This is a genomic window from Streptomyces noursei, from assembly GCF_001646665.1.
Taxonomy (GTDB): domain Bacteria; phylum Actinomycetota; class Actinomycetes; order Streptomycetales; family Streptomycetaceae; genus Streptomyces; species Streptomyces lavendulocolor.
Genome location: NZ_LWBU01000191.1, coordinates 25656 through 43770, shown reverse-complemented (window position 1 = coordinate 43770; position 18115 = coordinate 25656). Strand labels below are relative to the sequence as shown.

The window sequence follows — 18115 nt, the reverse complement described above, 5'->3', positions numbered from 1 at the left end:
GGGGCGTCAGGAGGTGTCGCCGCCGCCCTTGGGGGCGTCGTGCCACTTCGGGTCGGTCTCCCACTCCAGGTTCCGCTCACGGGCGGTCTCCATGGCGTGGGACGCCTCCTCCCGCGTCCCGTACGGCCCGAAGCGGTCCGCGGCGCGGCATTCCGGGCCCTCCTCGACCGTTCCGTGCTTCAGGCAGTAGTACCACTCGCCCGGCTTTCCTTCGGTGCGCCTCTTGAACAGGGCCATCTCGGCTCCTTCCTCTGTCGCAAGGGTGCCCCCTCGACGCCTGGTTAGACTCGCTGGCATGTCTGGCCAGTCGCTGCTCGTACCAGGGGAACTCTCCCCCACCCGTTCCGTCCCCGGATCCATCCGCCGCCCCGAGTACGTGGGCAAGCCCGCCCCGACGCCGTACACCGGCCCCGAGGTGCAGGACGCCGACACCATCGAGCGGATGCGGGTCGCGGGCCGCATCGCCGCCCGGGCGATGGAGGAGGCCGCCAAGCACATCGCGCCGGGCGTGACCACGGACGAGCTGGACCGGGTCGCGCACGAGTACATGTGCGACCACGGCGCCTACCCGTCGACGCTGGGCTACCGGGGCTTCCCGAAGTCCCTGTGCTCCTCGGTCAACGAGGTCATCTGCCACGGCATCCCCGACTCGACCGTCCTGCGCGACGGCGACATCGTGAACCTCGACGTGACGGCGTACATCGACGGCGTCCACGGCGACAACAACGCCACCTACCTGTGCGGCGACGTGGACGAGGAGTCCCGGCTGCTCGTCGAGCGGACCCGCGAGTCGCTGAACCGGGCCATCAAGGCGGTGAAGCCGGGCCGCCAGATCAACGTCATCGGCCGGGTGATCGAGTCGTACGCCAAGCGGTTCGGCTACGGGGTGGTGCGGGACTTCACCGGGCACGGCATCAACTCGTCGTTCCACTCCGGACTGATCATTCCGCACTACGACTCCCCGCACGCCACCACCGTCATCCAGCCCGGCATGACCTTCACGATCGAGCCGATGCTGACCCTCGGCACGCACGAGTACGACATGTGGGACGACGGCTGGACCGTGGTGACGAAGGACCGCAAGCGGACCGCGCAGTTCGAGCACACCCTCGTGGTCACCGAGACGGGCGCGGAGATCCTCACGCTGCCGTGACGCCGCCCGGCGGGCCGGGCGGGGGCCTTCTTACCGACAGACCGTCGGGAACCGGTTGACTCGGGGTTGCCCCGGCAGGAAGATCGGCGGTAGTGGCGGCCCACGGCCGCCACGTCCCGACCCCACCGGTCCCCGGAGGCCCGCCTTGGACGCACGCGGCACCGCCACCCCGTTCTCGACGCTCATCCGCACCGCCTCGCACCAGCAGCACACCGAGGCGGAGAACTCGACCTTCATGAGCGACCTGCTCGGCGGGCGGCTCGGCGTGGACGCCTACGCCCGCTACACCGAGCAGCTGTGGTTCGTGTACCGGGCCCTGGAAGGCGCCGCCGACGCCCTGCGGGACGACCCGGTCGCGGGGCCGTTCATCCAGCCGGAGCTGTTCCGCACCGGGGAGCTGGAGCGGGACCTCGCGCACCTGCGCGGCGCCGGGTGGCGCGCCGGCCTCGCCCCGCTGCCCGCCACCGCCGCGTACGCCGCCCGGGTCGAGGAGTGCGCCCGCACCTGGCCGGCCGGGTACGTGGCGCACCACTACACGCGGTACCTGGGCGACCTGTCCGGCGGCCAGATCATCCGTGACAAGGCCGAGCGGACGTGGGGCTTCGCCCGCAAGGGCGACGGCGTCCGGTTCTACGTCTTCGAGCGGATCGCCAACCCGGCCGCGTTCAAGCGGGGCTACCGCGAGCTGCTGGACCGGGTGGAGGCGGACGACCTGGAGAAGCAGCGGATCATCGACGAGTGCAGGCGCGCCTTCGACTTCAACGGCGCGGTCTTCCGCGAGCTGGGCGCGGAGTTCCCCCTGAGCGCGTGAGGCGCGCCGCCGGGCGCGGCCGGCCCGGCGGCCGGTGGTGGTCGGCCGGTGGCGGGCCGCCGGCCGGTGGCGGGCCGCCGGCCGGTGGCGGGCCGCCGGCCGGTGGCTGCCGGCGGTCGGTGGCTGCCGGCGGTCGGTGGCGGGCCGGCGGTCGGTCCGTGGCGGGCGGCCGGGCAGTGGGGCATCTCGCGGACCCGGCCGCCGAGTTCGATCGTGCCGTCCGGGCCGGGTGCCGTCAGCAGCTGCGAGCCCCGGCCCTGCCGGATGTTCAGCGCCCTGCCCAGCCGGGCGGTGAGCAGGAGGGCGGCGGCGCCCGTCGCCTCGTCCTCCTCGATGCCGTCGCCCCGCCCGGGGAAGGCCCGCGCCCGGACCCGGCCGGCCGCCTCGTCCTCCCACGCCCACGCGTAGATCCACTCGCCGGGCGGCGGAACGTCCAGCGCGTCCACCTCGGCGGCCGACGCGTACTGACGCAGCGTCCGGTCCGGCGCCCACTCGGCGCGGGCCGTGATCCAGGTGAACTCGCCGTCGTCGCGGGCCCACACCTCGCCGGCCGGCGGGTTCAGCACCTCCAGGTCGAGCAGCCAGGCGGTGCCCACGAGAGGGTGTCCGGCGAACGGCAGGCGCACGCCGGGCGTGTAGATGTCGACGACCCCGCGCTCGGGGTCGTCGACGAACACGGTCTCGCTGAAGCCCAGTTGCTTGGCGAACGCCTGCCGGGACGCCTCGTCGGGGTGGGACCGTCCGTCGCGCACCACGCCGAGGGGGTTGCCGTGGCGGCCGTCACCCCCGCAGAAGACGGCGACTACGTCGTATGCGGTGTTCACCCGGGCATTGAAGCACGCGCACGGCAGCGGGGCTCCGGCGTCCGGGCGAAGGGGTGCGAAGCCCCGCAAAGGGCCGCGCCCGCCCGGCGCGTGACCGTGTCGCCGGGCCCGCGCGGGCGCGGTATCCGGTCCCGGCGCCCGCGCCGTTCGCGGCCCCGGTAGGGTTCGGACGGTCAGTGGGGGTCGAGGAGCAGAAGGCAAGCGATGAGAAGGCTGGGGCCCACCTTGTGGATCAGGCCGGATCAGCGAGCGCGGTCCGGGGCGTGCAGCTGCGAGGCGGGGGAGGAAGTCGTGGCGGAGCCGTGCCGGCCGGCGACGCCGCCCCCCGGGACGCCCCCTCGGGGTGAGCGCGGGCCGGTGCGCACCGGCCGGGCGGGAGCCACCGGCCGGGCCCGCGGCGGGAGCCGGGCGCGGGGCCTCGCGGCCGTGACGGCGGCCACCGCGCTGGCGCTGACGGCGAGCGGGTGCGTGACGGTCCACGGCGAGCTGGAGGTCGTCCCGACGGCGACGAAGGCCGAGGCCGCGGAGGCCCTCGCGGCGTTCACCGACGCCTACAACAAGGCAGACAAGGCCTTCGACCCGGCTCTCGACGCGGGGCGGGTCACCGGCGCGCTGGGGGCGATCAACCAGGCGGGGCTGAAGTCCCGCAGCATCACCACCCCGGGCGGCAACCCCGCGCACCGGCCGCTGCAGCTCACCGACGCGCGGTACGTCATACCCAAGAAGGCGGGCTGGCCCCGCTGGTTCGTCGCGGACACGGACTCCAACCGCGACACCGACCGGGGCACGGACGACGACCGCTGGGTGCTGGTCTTCGTGCGCAACGGGCCCGAGCAGCTGTGGGAGGTCGCCTACCTCCAGATCCTGTCCGCGGGCGGCGTACCGGTGTTCAAGACGGACGCGGACGGCTGGGCGGAGCCGGTGGAGCCGGATTCCGCCGCGCTGGCGGTGGCGCCGAAGAACCTGAGCGAGGAGTACACCTCGTACCTCCAGACCGGCCGGCCGGACCACTTCGCGGCCGGGCCGCACACCACTGTGTGGCGCCAGGAGCGGGCGCAGGTCGCCAAGCGGCCGGGGCTCGCCACGCAGTACGTCGACCAGCCGCTGGACACCGGGGACTACGCGCCGCTGGGTCTGATGACGCGGGACGGCGGCGCCCTGGTGTTCTTCAGCACGCGCTTCTACGACCGGCAGGTGGCGGCCAAGGGCTACCGGCCGAAGGTCGGCCCGGAGGTGCGGGCCCTGATGACGGGCGAGGTCCGCAGCACCCTCACCAAGGAGTGGGTGTCCAGCCAGGCGGCGCTGGTGAAGCCGGCCGGTACGCAGTCGGGCCAGGTCACGGTGGTGGGCCGGCTCCAGGGCGTGACGTCGGCGACGGGTTCGTGAGGCCCGCGGCCGGCCGCTGACGCGGGCGACCGGGCCGTGACGCCGGTCAGCGGCTGAGCGGCCAGGCCACCGAGTGGTGGTCGTCGTGCTCGTCGTACCGGTCCGCGTGGCGGGCGCACGCGTCGGTGAGCGCCTCCAGCAGGGTCAGCGGGTCGGGCAGCGGGTGCTCCGGGCCGCGGACCCAGTCCACGCCCAGCTCACCGGGGAGGCGGGCCGGCGGTACGAGCACGTAGGAGCCGCGGCAGTGCCAGCGCAGTCCGGGGTGTTCGTCCATGGTCTCGGGGTGGCAGTCCAGCTCGCACGGCCACCACTCGTCCTCGTCCTCGGGGGTGCCGCGGGTGGCGGTGAAGAACAGCATGCGGCCGTCGCCCGACTCGGCGACCGGGCCGACGTCGACGCCCTCGCCGAGCAGCCGCTCCAACGCGGCGCGACCGGCCTCCAGCGGAACGTCGAGGACGTCGTGGACCATGCCGGTCGCGGTGATGAAGTTGGCCTGCGGCTGGCCCTCGGCCCACCGCTCGATCTGCGCGCGGTCGGTGGTGGACTGGGTCTGCCAGGCGAAGGAGAGGGGATGGCGGGCCGGAGTGGGGCAGCCGATGCGCTCGCAGGAACATCGGTAGCCGACGGGGTGGGCGGCGGGGGCGAGGGGCAGGCCCGCGGCGGCCACGGCCCGGAGCAGATCCTCGCGGCCCGGGGCCTCGACGGCGGCTTTCTTCGGGCGCCGGCGCAGCCACTGCGCGAGTTTGTTCTCCGTGCCGCGGTAGCGGCCGATCCCGTCGCCCATCTATCCCCTCACACCTCTGCCAAGCCCTGCGGTCCCTGCCATCGTCCCACCATCCTGCGCCTTCGGTGACCGCAAGTCTCCAAATCGACCGGGGCGAGCGGCGTCCCGCCACCGACGGGCGGGGCGGATTGCGGCCCTATATGGCCATTCGCCCCCCGCGGGAGGCGGTGGGGCGTGAGGAGCTCCACGCGGCGGGGGGGCAGGCCCGGCGGGTCCGCCGTGCGGCGGGGCGGCGGGGCGGCGGGGCGGCGGGGTGCCGCGAGCCGGACAGGGCCTAGCGGGGGGCGAGGCCGTGCAGGGCGTACTCGACGAGGCTGTCCGCGTAGGCGTGCGTCAGCGGCGCGGTGCGCAGCAGCCACCGGTGCGTGAGGGGGCCGACGAACAGCTCCAGGGCGATGCGCGGGTCGATCTCCGGGCGGACCTGGCCGGCCTCCCGGGCGGCGGAGAGCCGCTTGACGTACAGCTGGAGCTGCGGCTCCAGCAGCTGCTCGACGAACCGGGCGCCCAGCTCGGGGTTGACCACGCCCTCGGCGGCGAGGGCCCTGGAGGGGGCGTCGTACCTGGGGTCGTTCATCTCGTCGACCGTGGCGCGCAGTACGAGCTTGAGGTCGGCCTCGATGTCGCCGGTGTCGGGGATCTCGCTCTCCGCGTCGCCGCCGAGCGCCTCGTTGGCCTGGACGCCGAGGTCGACGAACGCTTCCAGGAGGACGGCCGCCTTGGAGGGCCACCAGCGGTAGATGGTCTGCTTGCCGACGCCGGCGCGGGCGGCGATGCCCTCGATGGTGGTCTTCGCGTAGCCGATCTCGCCGACGAGGGCGAGGGCGGCGTCGTAGATGGCACGGCGGGAGCGTTCGCTGCGGCGCGTGGAGTCGGGTGCCTTGGTCTCAGCCATGGTGTCCAATCTAGCAGCGGTGCGAGGCGAGACGTTTCGTCTCTTGACAAGACGATACGTCTCGTCCACTCTGGAACGCGTCCGAGGGACGGACGCGACCCGAACCGAAGGGAGCCCACCCATGACCCGTGGTGGAGCAGGGAACATGCTGGGCGTCGGCGGCACCCGCCGGAACCTCTCCCGGAAGGCCCTGCGCGGCAGCGGCGGCGGAGGGGCCGGCCGGGGTATCGACCCGGCGGCCCAGAAGCGGGAGTTGCTGCGGAAGCTGAAGGAGGGACGTACGGCGCACGGCGGCCGTTGAGCGCCGGCGTGAACTCACCCGTACGGTCCACTGCGCGAAGGCTCCTCACGGCGCACCATGGCATCCACGCACAGATCGTGCGCCTGCCGTCCGTGAGGAGCCTTCCTTGCCTCGTGACGCATCACCCCGCCGCTACCTGATGTGCCCACCCGCGCACTTCAGGGTGACGTACTCCATCAACCCGTGGATGGACCCCGCGAAGCCGGTGGACCTGCCGCTCGCCCTGACGCAGTGGGAGGACCTGCGCGACCGGTACGTGTCGCTCGGCCACACCGTCGAGCTGCTGGAGCCGCACGCCGACCTGCCCGACATGGTGTTCGCCGCCAACGGCGCCACCGTCATCGAGGGCCGGGTGCTCGGGGCCCGGTTCGCCTTCGCCGAGCGCGCGGCCGAGGCCGCGGTGCACCGCCGGTGGTTCCGCGCGAACGGGTTCACCGACGTGCGCGAGCCCGACCACGTCAACGAGGGCGAGGGCGACTTCGCGGTCACCTCGACGTACGTCCTGGCGGGGCGCGGCTTCCGCTCCAGCCCGCTGTCGCACGACGAGGCGCAGGAGTTCTTCGGCCGGCCGGTGATCGGCCTGGACCTGGTGGATCCCCGCTACTACCACCTGGACACGGCCCTGTGCGTCCTGGACGACGCGGCCGACGAGATCATGTACTACCCCGGCGCGTTCTCCCCCGGCAGCCGCTCGGTGCTGCGCCGGCTCTTCCCCGACGCGCTGATCGCCGAGGAGGAGGACGCCGCGGCGCTCGGGCTGAACGCGGTGAGCGACGGCAGGCACGTGCTGCTGCCGCAGGCCGCGGTGGGGCTGTTCGGGCCGCTGCGCGAGCGCGGGTTCGAGCCGATCGGCATGGACCTGGGCGAGCTGCTCAAGGGCGGCGGCAGCGTGAAGTGCTGTACGCAGGAGCTGCGCGCCTGACGGCGGCGGGGCCGGCCCGTGCGGGCCGGCCCCGGTGCGCGGGGTGCCGCGCGGTCAGTCGTCGAGCAGGATGCGGAACCGGGCGACCGGGCCGTAGAGGGTGATCTCGGCCTCGCCCTCGGCGTCCGCGTAACTGCCCGTGCCGCCGGTGACCGCCGAGCGGCCGCCGTGCGGCAGCGGGCCGTGGCGGTCGAGGCTGTCGCTCAGGCTGATGCTGCCGCCGTCGGTGCGCAGCACGCGGTGGCAGAGGGCGACGTACCCGTGGCGGTTCAGTTCGGCGACGGTGCAGTGCGACGAGACGTCACCGATCTTCTTGCCGAACCTGCCCTTCTTGTTCGTGTACAGATGGGCGTGGGTGGTCCAGTCGCTGCCGACGCGCAGGCGCTCCGGCTTGTTGTCGGTCCGCTTGTCCGCGAGCCAGTCGAGCACCTTCACCGTGTCCTTCGGTGTGTCCTTGGGCGTGGGCCCGGGCGCGGCCCCGGCGGTGGAGGTGAGGGCGGTGGTGGCGAGCATCGCGGTGGTGGCGGCCAGGACGCCGCCGGTGAGGAGCCGGGTGCGCGACATGGAGCCTCCTGGGGGTGAGGGAGCGCGGACGAGCCCACTCCAACTCCGCCGGAGCGTTCCGGGCAATTGCCAGCGGCACGGGATCACCCGCGTGGTCGCGCACCGTCACCCCGTCAGCGGGGCGGCCACTCGTCCCCCCAGGCGACGTCACGGGCGGCCTTGTAGAGGGTGCCGTGCCGCTTGGTGACCGTGTCCCGGCGCAGCCCGTCGCCCTCGGTGCACAGCTCCAGCAGGACCTGGCCCTTGCGGATCTGGGGCCTGCGGACGACCCGGGCGGGGGCGGGCGTCACGGGGAAGCGGGTCGCCGCGACGTAGGCGAACTTCTCGTCCTCGTACGCGAGTGAGCCGCCCTTGACCTGGCGGTGGAGCGAGGAGCGGCTGACCCGGGCGGCGAAGTGGCACCAGTCGGTACCCGGCTCCATGGGGCAGGTGCCGCTGTGCGGGCACGGCGCGGCGACCGTCATCCCGGCCGCGATCAGCAGGTCGCGGGCGGCGATGACGCGGGCGTAGCCGCCGGGGGTGCCGGGCTCGACGATCACGACGGCCCGCGCGGCGCGGGCGGCTTCCGTGACGACGGCGGTGCGGTCCTGCTCGGTGAGCTCGTTGAGGACGTACGACACGGTGACGAGATCGGTGCTCTCGATGCGGAGCGCCGCACTGATGCGGGAGCGCTGCCATGTCGCACCCTTCAGTGCCGCGATCCCGGACGCCGCCGCCAGCTCACGCCCGAGCGCCAGCGCCGGCTCGGCCCAGTCCAGCACCGTGGTGCGTGCCGCGGAGTCCCACGCCTCGGCGACCGCCCAGCTCGCCGCGCCGGTGCCGCCCCCGAGGTCGGTGTGGGTCGCCGGGGCCCAGTCGGGGGCGGCGTCCCGCAGCGCGTCCAGCGCCGCCCGGACCGCCTCGAACGTCGCGGGCATCCGGTACGCGGCGTAGGCGGCGACGTCCGACCGGTCCCGCAGCACGGGCACGCCGGTGGGCACCGTCCCGCGGTAGTGGGAGATGAGCCGGTCGACGGCCTGCGCCGCCTGGGTCGGCGGGAGCCCGTCGAGCAGCCCGGCGAGGGCGCCGCGCAGGGCTTCCGCGGTAGGGAGGGAGGCGTTCACCGATACATGGTAGGCGGGCGGGCCGCACGCTCCCGAACGGCCGGACCCGCTCCGGGCGTTCCCCGCGCGAACGGCCCGGCGGCGTACGCCGGTTGCTACGCTGGCCGCCCGTCGGCCGGGTGGGGGGCACCATGCGTCAGAGGTTCGCGGGCACGGCCCCGGTCGTCGGCGCGACCGTCCTGGCGCTGCTCGTCCTCCTCGCCGGCTGCGGCACCGGCGGGGGGCGTACGGCGCCGCCGGAGGACGCCCCCCGGTCCACCGCCGGGAGCGCCGCACCCGTCACGCGGCTCACCGTCCCCGACGCGTACGACACCGCGCGCGGCTGGGAGGTCACCGGGCTGTCCCCCGAGTTCGTCACCGCGGGCGGTGCCGGGCCGATCGCGTACCTGGAGCGCGTCGACGGCACCCGCCACCGCCTGCGCACCCTGGACCCGCGCACCGGCCGCCACGGCTGGGCGGGCCCCGCCTGGCGGCCGCTCGGCGACCCGGCGGCCCGGCCCGGGCTGCTCGCCCTGATCGCCGGGGACCGGCGGTACTTCGTCGCCTGGTCCTGGGGCCGGACCGGTGACGACCCGCTGACCAGGACCGACAGCTTCGTGTCCCTCGACGTGTACGACGCGGCCGCCGGCACCCGGCGGCGGGTGGAGGTGCCCTGGGCGGACGTCCCGCACGTGACCGGCACCGGCCCCGGCGTGCTGATCAGCGACGGGCGGGCGAGGAGCGCGGTCGTCGACCCGGACACCGGCGCGGTGAGCAGCGTCCCGCCCGAGCGCCTCGGCCACCCGAAGGGGTGCGCGGACTGCCGGCGGCTGACCGCCGTGCGCGGGGTGACGCCCGAGGGGCTGCTGGTGAGTGGCGCGCGGGGCTTCTGGGTGCCCGGGGCGTGGGCCGGCCGCGACCGGGCGCCCGCCGGGGCCGACCCGGCGAGCGGGGTTCCCACCGCGCTGGCCCCCGGGCACGTCCTCGCCCGGTGGCAGGGGCGGAAGGGCGCCCCGCGGGCGGCGACGCACCACATCTGGGCGGTCCACGACGCGCGCACCGGCAGGCCGCTGGTGACGGCGGAGTGCCGCCGCCCGGCGATCGAACCGGGCGAGCACCCGCAGGCGGTGGTGTCACCGGGCGGCCGTTACCTGGTCGCCGGGAGCCTCGCCTTCGACCTGGACGCCCGGACCGGCCGCTGCTTCGAGGAGCCGGACGGCACCATGCCGCTCACGCTCACCACCGTCACCGACACGGGCACGGCGTACGGCGCGAGCGGGGCGCGCGGCGCGGCGGACGCCCTGGCCGGCGGGGGCAGCCCGGTCGCGGTGGACCTGGCGACCGGGGTGCCCGGGGCGCTGCCGCCGAACGTCCGGCTCCCGGTGGCGGAGGTGGCCGGGGTGGGTTTCTTCCGCTGGACGGACGCGCGGGACCGCGTCCACCTGACCGGTCACCCGCGACGCGGCTGACCGCCCTGCTCCCGCTGCTCCCCCTGCTCCCGCGGCTGCCACGGCCGGCACAGGCCCAGGAAGCAGGCGACGGCTCCCAGCGCGCACACCAGCTGCACCACGGCCATGGGGACCGCCGTCGCCTCGCCCGCGATGCCGACGAGCGGCGAGGCCACCGCGCCGACCAGGAACGAGGACGTGCCCAGCAGCGCGGAGGCGGAACCGGCCGCGTGCGGGGTGCGCATCAGGGCCTGGGCGTTGGTGTTGGGCATCGCCAGCCCCATCGCCGACATCAGCACGAACAGCCCGGCGGCCACCGGCAGGAGCCCCACCTCGCCGAGGGCCCCGCTCGTCATCAGCAGCAGCGCACCGGCCGCCAGGGTGATCACCGCGAGGCCGAAGCCGAGGACCTTGTCCAGGCTGACGCGCCCCACCAGCAGCTTGCCGTTGATCTGGCCGACCGCGACGAGCCCGACCGAGTTGACGCCGAACAGCAGGCTGAAGGTCTGCGGCGAGGCGCCGTAGATCTCCTGGACCACGAACGGGCTGGCCGAGATGTACGCGAAGAGGGCGGCGAAGGCGAGCCCGCCCGCGAGCATGTAGCCGGAGAACACCCGGTCGGCGAGGAGTCCGCGCATGGTGCGCAGCGCCTCGCCGACCCCGCCGCCGTGGCGCCGGGCCGGCGGCAGTGTCTCGCCGAGCCACTTCCAGACGACGAGGGTGAGCAGGACGCCGACCACCGTCAGGGCGTGGAAGACGCCGCGCCAGTCGGTGACCCGGAGGATCTGGCCGCCGATGAGCGGGGCGATGATCGGGGCGGCCCCGGAGATCAGCATGAGGGTGGAGAAGAACCGGGCCATCTCGACGCCGTCGTACAGGTCGCGCACCACCGCCCGGGCGATGACGATGCCGGCGGCGCCGGCGAGTCCCTGGAGCAGCCGGAAGGCGATGAGCAGCTCCGGGCCGGGCGCCAGGGCGCAGACGGCGGTGGCGGCGACGTACACGAGCATGCCGACGAGCAGGGGGCGGCGGCGGCCGAACCTGTCGCTCATCGGACCGACCACCAGCTGGCCGAGTGCCATGCCGGCGAGGCAGGCGGTCAGGGTCAGCTGGACGGTGGCGGCGGGCGCGTGGAGCGCCCGGGTGACCTCCGGCAGGGCCGGGAGGTACATGTCCATGGACAGCGGCGGGAGGGCGGTGAGTCCGCCGAGCACCAGCGTGACCAGCAGTCCGGCCCGCCGCGCGGCGGGGGCGGGAGCGGGGGGCGCGGTCCTCGGGGGCTCGGTCGGTATGTGTCCTGGTGTGCTCGGGCCGCTTTCCGGCATCTCGTCTCCTGGTGGTGGGGGCCGCGCCTATGCTCTCAGCTCGTCAACAGTGGTTGAAACCTCAATTGGGGGCTGGGTATGGGCGGGACCGTGCGGTGGGGCGTGCTGGCGACCGGCGGGATGGCGGCTGCCTTCACGACCGATCTGCTGGGGATGCCGGACGCCGAGGTGGTGGCCGTCGCGTCCCGCAGCGCCGCGCCGGCACAGGCGTTCGCCGAGCGGTTCGGGATACCGAGGGCGTACGGGAGCTGGGCGGAGCTGGCCGCCGACGACGGCGTGGACGTCGTGTACGTGGCGACGCCGCACTCGGCGCACCGGGAGGCGGCCGGGCTGTGCCTGGAGGCGGGCCGGGCGGTGCTGTGCGAGAAGCCGTTCACGCTGAACGTGCGCGAGGCGCAGGAGCTGGTGGCGCTCGCCCGGGGGCGCGGGCTGTTCCTGATGGAGGCCATGTGGATGTACTGCGGGCCCGTCGTCCGGCGGCTGGTGGAGCTGGTGCGGGACGGCGCGGTCGGGGAGATCCGCGCGGTCCACGCGGACTTCGGACTGGTGGGGCCGGCCGACCCGGGGCACCGGTTGCGGGACCCGGCGGTGGGCGGCGGCGCGCTGCTCGACCTGGGGGTCTACCCGGTGGCGTTCGCGCAGCTGCTGCTGGGCGAGCCGGACCGCGTACAGGCGGACGCGCTGCTGTCGCCGGAGGGCGTGGACCTGAACACGGGGATGCTGCTCGGCTGGGACTCGGGTGCGACGGCGGCGCTGTCCTGCTCGATCGTGGCGGACACGCCGCTGACCGCGTCGGTGTCCGGGACGAAGGGGCGGATCGAGTTCTCGCGCGGCTTCTTCCACCCGGAGGGGTTCGTGCTGCACCGCGAGGGGCGCGAGCCGGAGGAGTTCACGGTGGCCGGGCGGCGCGACAGCCTCCAGCACGAGGCGGCGGAGGTGATGCGCTGCCTGCGGGCGGGTGAGACGGAGTCGCCGCTGGTGCCGCTGGACGGCACGCTGGCGGTGATGCGGACGCTCGACGCGGTACGGGACCGCATCGGCGTCCGCTACCCGGCCGACGACGCCGCACCCGACCGGGCCGGCGGCCACCGCCCTGCGGGTGGCACCGCGCCGGACGGCACCGGCGTCCGCCGCCCGGCCGGCGCGCGGGTCACACCGGCTTGAGGCCCGGGTCGCCGGCCTCGGTCACGAACGAGGCGGCCGTGGTGACCGGCGCGCCGGGTGTCGTCACGGCGGCCACCGTCCGGAAGTCGGCGCGGGCCCGCTCGCCGGTCAGGGTGACCGTCACGTAGCCGCGGCGGCCGTTGTAGAACTTCAGGTGGGGGTTGGCGGCGGTGATGTCGGCCCAGTTGGCGGGCCGGTCGGCGCCGTCCTTGCCGCTGGCGACGGACGTCGCGACGATCTCGGTGCCGACGGTCCTCGACGCCGGGTCGTCGAAGTCGGCCTTGAGGTCGAAGGCGTACCCGACGTGGACGTCCCCGGTCAGGACGACGAGGTTCTCGATCCCGGCGGCCGCCGCGCCGTCCAGGAGCCGGGCGCGGGCGGCGGGGTAGCCGTCCCAGGCGTCCATGGAGAGCTTGTACGCGGGGGTCGGCACGTTGCGCCGCCGGGCGAAGGTGACCTGCTGCGGGACGACGTTCCAGGTGGTGTCCGCGGCTCTCCAGCCGTCCAGCAGCCAGCGTTCCTGCGTGGTGCCGAGCATCGTGCGGGAGGGGTCCTCGGAGGCGGGGCCGGGGGTCTGCCAGCCGTCCCCGTATGCCTGGTCGGAGCGGTACTGGCGGGTGTCGAGGATGTCGAACCGGGCGAGCCGGCCGAACCTCAGCCGCCGGTACAGCCGCATGTCCGGGCCGGTCGGGCGCTGCGGGGCGCGCAGCGGCTGGTTCTCCCAGTAGGCGCGGTACGCGGCGGCGCGGCGCAGCAGGAACTCCTCGGGCGGTACGTCGTTCTCCGGGGTGCCGCCCGCGTAGTTGTTCTCGGTCTCGTGGTCGTCCCAGGTGACGACGAAGGGGTGGGCGGCGTGCGCGGCCATCAGGTCCGGGTCGGACTTGTACAGGCCGTAGCGCAGCCGGTAGTCCTCCAGCGTGACGGTCTCGCGGTTGAAGTGGGCGGGGAGCCTGCGGTCGGTGTAGGCGCGGGCGCCGCCGGTGGCGTTGACGGCGTACTCGTAGAGGTAGTCGCCGAGGTGGAAGACGGCGTCGAGGTCCTCGTCGGCGAGATGCCGGTAGGCGGTGAAGTACCCGTCGTGGTAGGCCTGGCAGGAGACGGCGGCCAGTCTCAGCTCGCCGGGGCGGGCACCGGGGCGGGGCGCGGTGCGGGTGCGGCCGGCGGGGCTGATCCAGGTGCCGGCGCGGAAGCGGTAGTGGTAGACGCGGTCCGCGTCGAGGCCGGTCACCTCGGCGTGCACGCTGTGGTCGAGCTCCGGGTGGGCGGTGGCCTGCCCGCGTCTGACGATCCGGGTGAACCGGGCGTCGTGGGCGAGCTCCCAGCGGACCTGGACGCGGGCGCGGGGCATGCCGCTGCCGGGTTCGTACGGGCGGGGCGCGAGGCGGGTCCAGAGCAGGACGGAGCCGGGGAGCGGGTCGCCCGAGGCCACGCCGAGGGTGAACGGGTCCTCGGTGATCCGGCGGGGGTCGGCCTCGGCGGCGTGGGCGGTGCCCGGCAGGCCGGCCGAGAAGGCGAGCGCGGCCGCGGCGCCGGTGACGGTGAGGAAGCCGCGGCGGCCGAAGTGACGGGCGGCCGCCCGGAGTTCGGGCGAGTGATCGGCTTCCCGCGGGCTGCCGGCGCGGTGTGCGGGCGTCATGGACCCTCCCCTGGTGATGTGTGTCGGGAGCATCCCAGCGGCGTCGGTTGTCGGGTACACAACATCCACATGTCGGCCGCATGAGTTCCGCGTGCCGGACTCTCCCGTACCCTGCGGCCCCATGAGCGCTGTACCGAGGATCGCGGTGGTGACGGGGGCCGGTTCGGGCATCGGCCGGAGCGTGGCGCTCGCGCTGGCGGAGGACGGCTGGTCCCTCGCCCTCGCGGGCCGGCGCGCCGAGCCCCTGCGGGAGACGGCCGCCCTGGCCGGCACGGACGCCCTCTGCGTCCCCACCGACGTGACGTCGCCGGACGCGGTGACGGCCCTGTTCGCGGCCGCCCGGGACCGGTTCGGCCGCGTCGACCTGCTGTTCAACAACGCGGGCACGTTCGCGGGCGGGGGTACGCCGGTCGAGGACCTGGACCACGAGACGTGGCGCGCGGTCGTGGACGTGAACCTGACCGGCGCGTTCCTGTGCGCGCAGGCGGCCTACCGGCAGATGAAGGAGCAGTCGCCGCAGGGCGGCCGGATCATCAACAACGGCTCCGTCTCGGCGCACGTGCCGAGGCCGCACTCGGTCGCGTACACGGCGACCAAGCACGCCATGACGGGCCTGACCAAGTCGCTCTCCCTGGACGGCCGCCCCTACCGCATCGCCTGCGGCCAGATCGACGTCGGCAACGCGGCGACGGACATGACGCGCCGCATGGAGACCGGCATCCTCCAGGCGAACGGCGACCTCGCCGTCGAGCCGGTGATGGACGCGGCGGACGTGGCCCGCACGGTCGCGCACATGGCGGCGCTGCCGCTGGAGGCGAACGTCCAGTTCGCGACGGTCATGGCCACGGCGATGCCGTACATCGGCCGCGGCTGACCCGAAAGGCGCGGGGGCGCCACTCCGGGGCCCGGGACGTCAGGGCCTCGGGGCCCGGGGCGTCGATGGGCCCGGGAAGTCAGGGGCCTCGACGGCCCGGGGGCCCGGCCCCGCGGACTCAGATCCTCCCGGTTGTCGGAGGCCCCGGCGCCTCGGGAGCTCGGGAGCTCGGGACCTCACGGGCCGAAGACGGCCGACAGGTGACCGGCCAGGGCCTCCGGCGCGGGCGGGGAGAGCCGGGCGCCCACATGGCCGTCGGGGCGGACGACGAACGCCGTCGTGGTGCCCGTGCCGGCCGTCCCGTAGAGCCGCCCGAACTCGCCCCGGCCGTCGCGGTACACCGGCAGCCGCCCCGCGCCGGCCGGCGTGCCGTCGGCGAGCACCATGAAGGCGTCCATCCGGCCCCCCGACGCCTCCCGCGCCACCGTCGCGAGGGCGTCGCACCGCTCGTCCACCTCCCCGTCCGCGTACAGCACCAGCACGTGGTCCCGGCCGCGCAGGAGGTCGTACAGCCGCAGCGGGTAGGCGGCGATCTCCCGGAGCAGGCCGCCGCAGTCCGGAGCCCGGTCCCCCGGCCGGGGGACGGAGCCGTCGCCCGCGCGGGGCCCGGGGCCGGGGGCCGTCACGATCGGGCTGTCCCGGTAGCCGACCAGCAGTTGCGCCTCGCGCAGCAGCAGGGTCGCGGGGTCCTCCGGGTCGGCCGGGACGCTCTGGCGGGCGTGCCGGACGGTACGCCCGACCACCTCCTCCCCCACCGGCCGGCGCTCGGCGTCGTAACTGGCGAGCAGCCGCGCGGCGGCACCGCCACGGACCGCGAGGGCCAGCTTCCACGCCAGGTTGTACGCGTCCTGGATGCCGGTGTTCATGCCCTGCGCACCGGTCGGCGGGTGGATGTGCGCCGCGTCGCCCGCCACGAACACCCGCCCCTCGCCGTACCGGTCGACCAGCCGGTGACTGATCCGGAACACCGAGGACCAGCGCATGGCGGACACCGTGGCCGCCCGCGGCGCGAGCCGGTCCACCACGGCCTGGACGTGCGCCGTCGTCGGCGCCCTGCCGCCCTCCAGGCCGTGCGCCACGGCCCCGCCGCCCGCCGCGCCGGGGGCGGCCGACAGCTCCGGGGGCACGAGCATCGACATCCGGTACCGGCCCGTGCCGGGCAGCGGGATGCAGACCAGCAGGTCGTCCACGGCCCCGTCGGCCCCCCGGTGCAGGGACCGCACGCCGTAGCCCGGCGGCAGGTCCCAGTCGACCTCCACGTCGGCGAGCATGTACTCCTCGGGGAAGGCGCCGCCCTGGAAGGCGAGCCCCAGTGCCTTGCGGACCGTGCTGTGCGCGCCGTCGCACCCCACCAGGTACCGGGTGCGCACCTCCTCCTCGGCGCCGGACGCGGTCACCAGCCGGGCGGTCACCCCGCCGGCGTCCTGGGTGAGGGACCGCAGTTCGGTACCGCGCTCGATGCGGGTGCCGAAGCGCGCCAGGAACTCCTCCAGCACGCGCTCGGTCTCGTACTGCGGCAGGGCGGCGAACCCGTACGGGACCTCCTTCGGCAGGGTCAGCCGGATGCGCGCCTCCTCGGCGCCGTCGACGTACACCAGCTGCCCGCGCATGGGGACGGCCGCCTCCAGCGCGTCCCGCACCAGGCCCATGCGGTCCCAGACCTCCAGGGTGCGGGGCTGGATGCCCACAGCCTTGGCGTACGGCAGCCTCGCCGGGAGCCGGTCCACGAGCCGGCAGCCGACGCCCCGGCGCCTCAGCTCGGCGGCGGCGGTGAGCCCGACGGGCCCGGCTCCCACGACCAGCACGTCCGGTGCGTCACTGAACTGCACGGGGAGCCTCCCGGTGGACGGACGCCCCCCTCAGGTGCGGACCACCTCCCATGCTCGCCCGCCTCGCGGACGCGAGCCACCGGGGGCGGCCTCGCCTAGGCGGCCTGCCCCGTCTCGAAGCGGCTCACCTTCCCGTCGTCGCCCACCACGAACCGCCACGCCGTCCGCATCTCGCCCCAGGTGTCGTTGCGGTAGCGCACGACGAGGGCGCGGCCGTCCGCCTGCTCCGACTCCACGTCCATGTGGCCGCCCGAGGAGAAGATCTCCTTCTCGGCCCACTGCTCCAGGTCCCGGTCGGAACCGTCGTCGGCCATGGTGGCGCCGGGCGTGAGCGCGGCGGCGAACGCCGCCCGGTCGCCCGCGTTGACGGCGGCGACGAAGGCGCGCACGGCGGGGTCGGCGAGCTGGTCGACGGGGATGGTCACGGTGTCTCCTCCGGTACGGGTACGGGAACTGCGGCCCCCCAGCCGTACACCCCCCTGCCCCGCCCACCGCACACCTTGCGCCACCCGTGGCGCGTCGGCGCGCCGCTGCGGCGGCCGGGGCCGCTCCGTCCCGAACGGGTGAAGGGGCCGTGTCCGGGCTCGCGTCGACGGCTGCGTGGGCGACCATCGGCCGCATGAACGCCGTCAGCCAGGTCTTCGCCCTGATCGCCGCAGCGGTGCACGTCTTCGTCTGGCCGCTGGAGAGCTTCCTCTACGGCCGGCCGTGGGTGCGCGTCTTCCTGACCGGCAGCACCGCGGACGCGCCGGAGGTACGGCTGTGGCGGTTCAACGTCGGGTTCTACAACCTGTTCCTGGCGCTCGGGCTGATCGCCGGCTTCGTCGCCCTGCGCCTGGGGCACGTGACGACCGGCCGCTCGCTGACCGTCTACGTCTGCGCCTTCATGATCGGCGGCGGGATCATGCTCCTCGTCTCCGACCCCCGGCTGTGGCGCGGGTCCCTGGGGCAGGCGGCTCCGCCACTGGTGGTGCTCGCCGCCGACCTGGCCGCCTAGGGAGTGTCCGCAAAGTATCGGCGTCCGCCCGGAGGGCGGGGGTCGCGGTGTCCGGTGCGTGCGATCGCAAGGCGGAGGAGGGAGACATGGCGGAGCCATGGTGACCGACGACAACGCCGCTGG

The 18115-nt window shown here is 74.9% G+C and carries 17 protein-coding genes and 2 pseudogenes; 9 read left to right on the top strand and 10 right to left on the bottom strand.

The genetic code is table 11. From position 1 onward, the window contains the following. Nucleotides 1–6: 6 nt before the first annotated feature. Nucleotides 7–237 carry a hypothetical protein gene (locus A4V12_RS16800; RefSeq protein ID WP_064070166.1) on the bottom strand — a complete coding sequence of 77 codons (231 nt, stop codon included), beginning with the start codon at nt 235–237 and terminating at the stop codon, nt 7–9. A gap of 58 nt (nt 238–295) precedes the next feature. Between A4V12_RS16800 and map the strand changes: the two genes are divergently transcribed. Together map and A4V12_RS16790 are read left to right on the top strand one after the other, a co-directional pair. Next, nucleotides 296–1153 (top strand): type I methionyl aminopeptidase, encoded by an 858-nt coding sequence (gene map / locus A4V12_RS16795; RefSeq protein ID WP_064070165.1) that lies wholly within the window; start codon nt 296–298, stop codon nt 1151–1153. A 145-nt stretch (nt 1154–1298) separates the two neighbouring features. Then, the gene (locus A4V12_RS16790; RefSeq protein ID WP_064070164.1) at nt 1299–1964 is read left to right on the top strand and encodes a heme oxygenase (biliverdin-producing); all 666 of its coding nucleotides are present in this window, start codon (nt 1299–1301) and stop codon (nt 1962–1964) included. A gap of 191 nt (nt 1965–2155) precedes the next feature. On the opposite strand, the pseudogene A4V12_RS34980 reads toward A4V12_RS16790, so the two are convergent. Further along, nucleotides 2156–2788: pseudogene (locus A4V12_RS34980) on the bottom strand (PhzF family phenazine biosynthesis protein); the annotation flags it as partial. Nucleotides 2789–3145: 357 nt separating this feature from the next. Between A4V12_RS34980 and A4V12_RS16785 the strand changes: the two are divergent. Beyond that, a complete protein-coding gene (locus tag A4V12_RS16785) occupies nt 3146–4174 on the top strand; it encodes a hypothetical protein (RefSeq protein WP_423549523.1) in 1029 nt (342 codons plus the stop codon). A 46-nt stretch (nt 4175–4220) separates the two neighbouring features. Here A4V12_RS16785 and A4V12_RS16780 read toward each other — a convergent pair whose 3' ends face one another. Both A4V12_RS16780 and A4V12_RS16775 read right to left on the bottom strand, forming a co-directional pair. Continuing rightward, nucleotides 4221–4958 carry a bifunctional DNA primase/polymerase gene (locus A4V12_RS16780; protein WP_064070163.1) on the bottom strand — a complete coding sequence of 246 codons (738 nt, stop codon included), beginning with the start codon at nt 4956–4958 and terminating at the stop codon, nt 4221–4223. Nucleotides 4959–5232: 274 nt separating this feature from the next. Next, nucleotides 5233–5850, bottom strand: coding sequence for a TetR/AcrR family transcriptional regulator (locus A4V12_RS16775; RefSeq protein WP_064070198.1), 618 nt, complete (start codon nt 5848–5850; stop codon nt 5233–5235). A 121-nt stretch (nt 5851–5971) separates the two neighbouring features. Here A4V12_RS16775 and A4V12_RS37535 point away from each other — a divergent pair, with 121 nt between their 5' ends. Both A4V12_RS37535 and ddaH read left to right on the top strand, forming a co-directional pair. After that, entirely contained in the window at nt 5972–6151 is a 180-nt protein-coding gene (locus A4V12_RS37535) for a DUF6243 family protein (protein ID WP_159028876.1), read from the top strand. A gap of 82 nt (nt 6152–6233) precedes the next feature. Next, nucleotides 6234–7073 (top strand): annotated as a pseudogene (ddaH, locus tag A4V12_RS16770) (dimethylargininase); the annotation flags it as partial. Between the two features lie 54 nt (nt 7074–7127). Here ddaH and A4V12_RS16765 read toward each other — a convergent pair. Both A4V12_RS16765 and A4V12_RS16760 read right to left on the bottom strand, forming a co-directional pair. Continuing rightward, a complete protein-coding gene (locus tag A4V12_RS16765) occupies nt 7128–7637 on the bottom strand; it encodes a hypothetical protein (RefSeq protein WP_064070161.1) in 510 nt (169 codons plus the stop codon). 113 nt (nt 7638–7750) lie between these two features. After that, nucleotides 7751–8740, bottom strand: coding sequence for a small ribosomal subunit Rsm22 family protein (locus A4V12_RS16760; RefSeq protein WP_064070160.1), 990 nt, complete (start codon nt 8738–8740; stop codon nt 7751–7753). Nucleotides 8741–8871: 131 nt separating this feature from the next. On the opposite strand from A4V12_RS16760, the gene A4V12_RS16755 reads away from it, so the two are divergent. Then, nucleotides 8872–10188, top strand: coding sequence for a hypothetical protein (locus A4V12_RS16755; protein ID WP_064070159.1), 1317 nt, complete (start codon nt 8872–8874; stop codon nt 10186–10188). Here A4V12_RS16755 and A4V12_RS16750 read toward each other — a convergent pair. Beyond that, nucleotides 10170–11492, bottom strand: coding sequence for a multidrug effflux MFS transporter (locus tag A4V12_RS16750; protein WP_064070158.1), 1323 nt, complete (start codon nt 11490–11492; stop codon nt 10170–10172). The two genes, A4V12_RS16755 and A4V12_RS16750, sit on opposite strands and share 19 nt — an antisense overlap. Nucleotides 11493–11570: 78 nt before the next feature. Here A4V12_RS16750 and A4V12_RS16745 point away from each other — a divergent pair, with 78 nt between their 5' ends. Beyond that, nucleotides 11571–12656, top strand: a complete 1086-nt coding sequence (locus A4V12_RS16745; RefSeq protein WP_064070157.1) for a Gfo/Idh/MocA family protein — start codon at nt 11571–11573, stop codon at nt 12654–12656. Here the strand turns inward: A4V12_RS16745 and A4V12_RS16740 are convergent. Further along, the gene (locus tag A4V12_RS16740) at nt 12643–14292 is read right to left on the bottom strand and encodes an alkaline phosphatase D family protein (RefSeq protein ID WP_064070156.1); all 1650 of its coding nucleotides are present in this window, start codon (nt 14290–14292) and stop codon (nt 12643–12645) included. The two genes, A4V12_RS16745 and A4V12_RS16740, sit on opposite strands and share 14 nt — an antisense overlap. Nucleotides 14293–14413: 121 nt before the next feature. Here A4V12_RS16740 and A4V12_RS16735 point away from each other — a divergent pair, with 121 nt between their 5' ends. Beyond that, complete coding sequence (locus tag A4V12_RS16735) at nt 14414–15166, top strand: SDR family oxidoreductase (protein WP_064070155.1); 753 nt, start codon at nt 14414–14416, stop codon at nt 15164–15166. A 176-nt stretch (nt 15167–15342) separates the two neighbouring features. Here the strand turns inward: A4V12_RS16735 and A4V12_RS16730 are convergent, their stop codons facing one another. Together A4V12_RS16730 and A4V12_RS16725 are read right to left on the bottom strand one after the other, a co-directional pair. Then, nucleotides 15343–16995, bottom strand: a complete 1653-nt coding sequence (locus tag A4V12_RS16730; RefSeq protein WP_064070154.1) for an FAD-dependent monooxygenase — start codon at nt 16993–16995, stop codon at nt 15343–15345. A 95-nt stretch (nt 16996–17090) separates the two neighbouring features. Beyond that, nucleotides 17091–17420, bottom strand: coding sequence for a hypothetical protein (locus A4V12_RS16725; protein WP_064070153.1), 330 nt, complete (start codon nt 17418–17420; stop codon nt 17091–17093). A 194-nt stretch (nt 17421–17614) separates the two neighbouring features. On the opposite strand from A4V12_RS16725, the gene A4V12_RS16720 reads away from it, so the two are divergent. Then, nucleotides 17615–17992 carry a DUF1304 domain-containing protein gene (locus A4V12_RS16720; protein WP_064070197.1) on the top strand — a complete coding sequence of 126 codons (378 nt, stop codon included), beginning with the start codon at nt 17615–17617 and terminating at the stop codon, nt 17990–17992. Nucleotides 17993–18115: the final 123 nt, after the last annotated feature.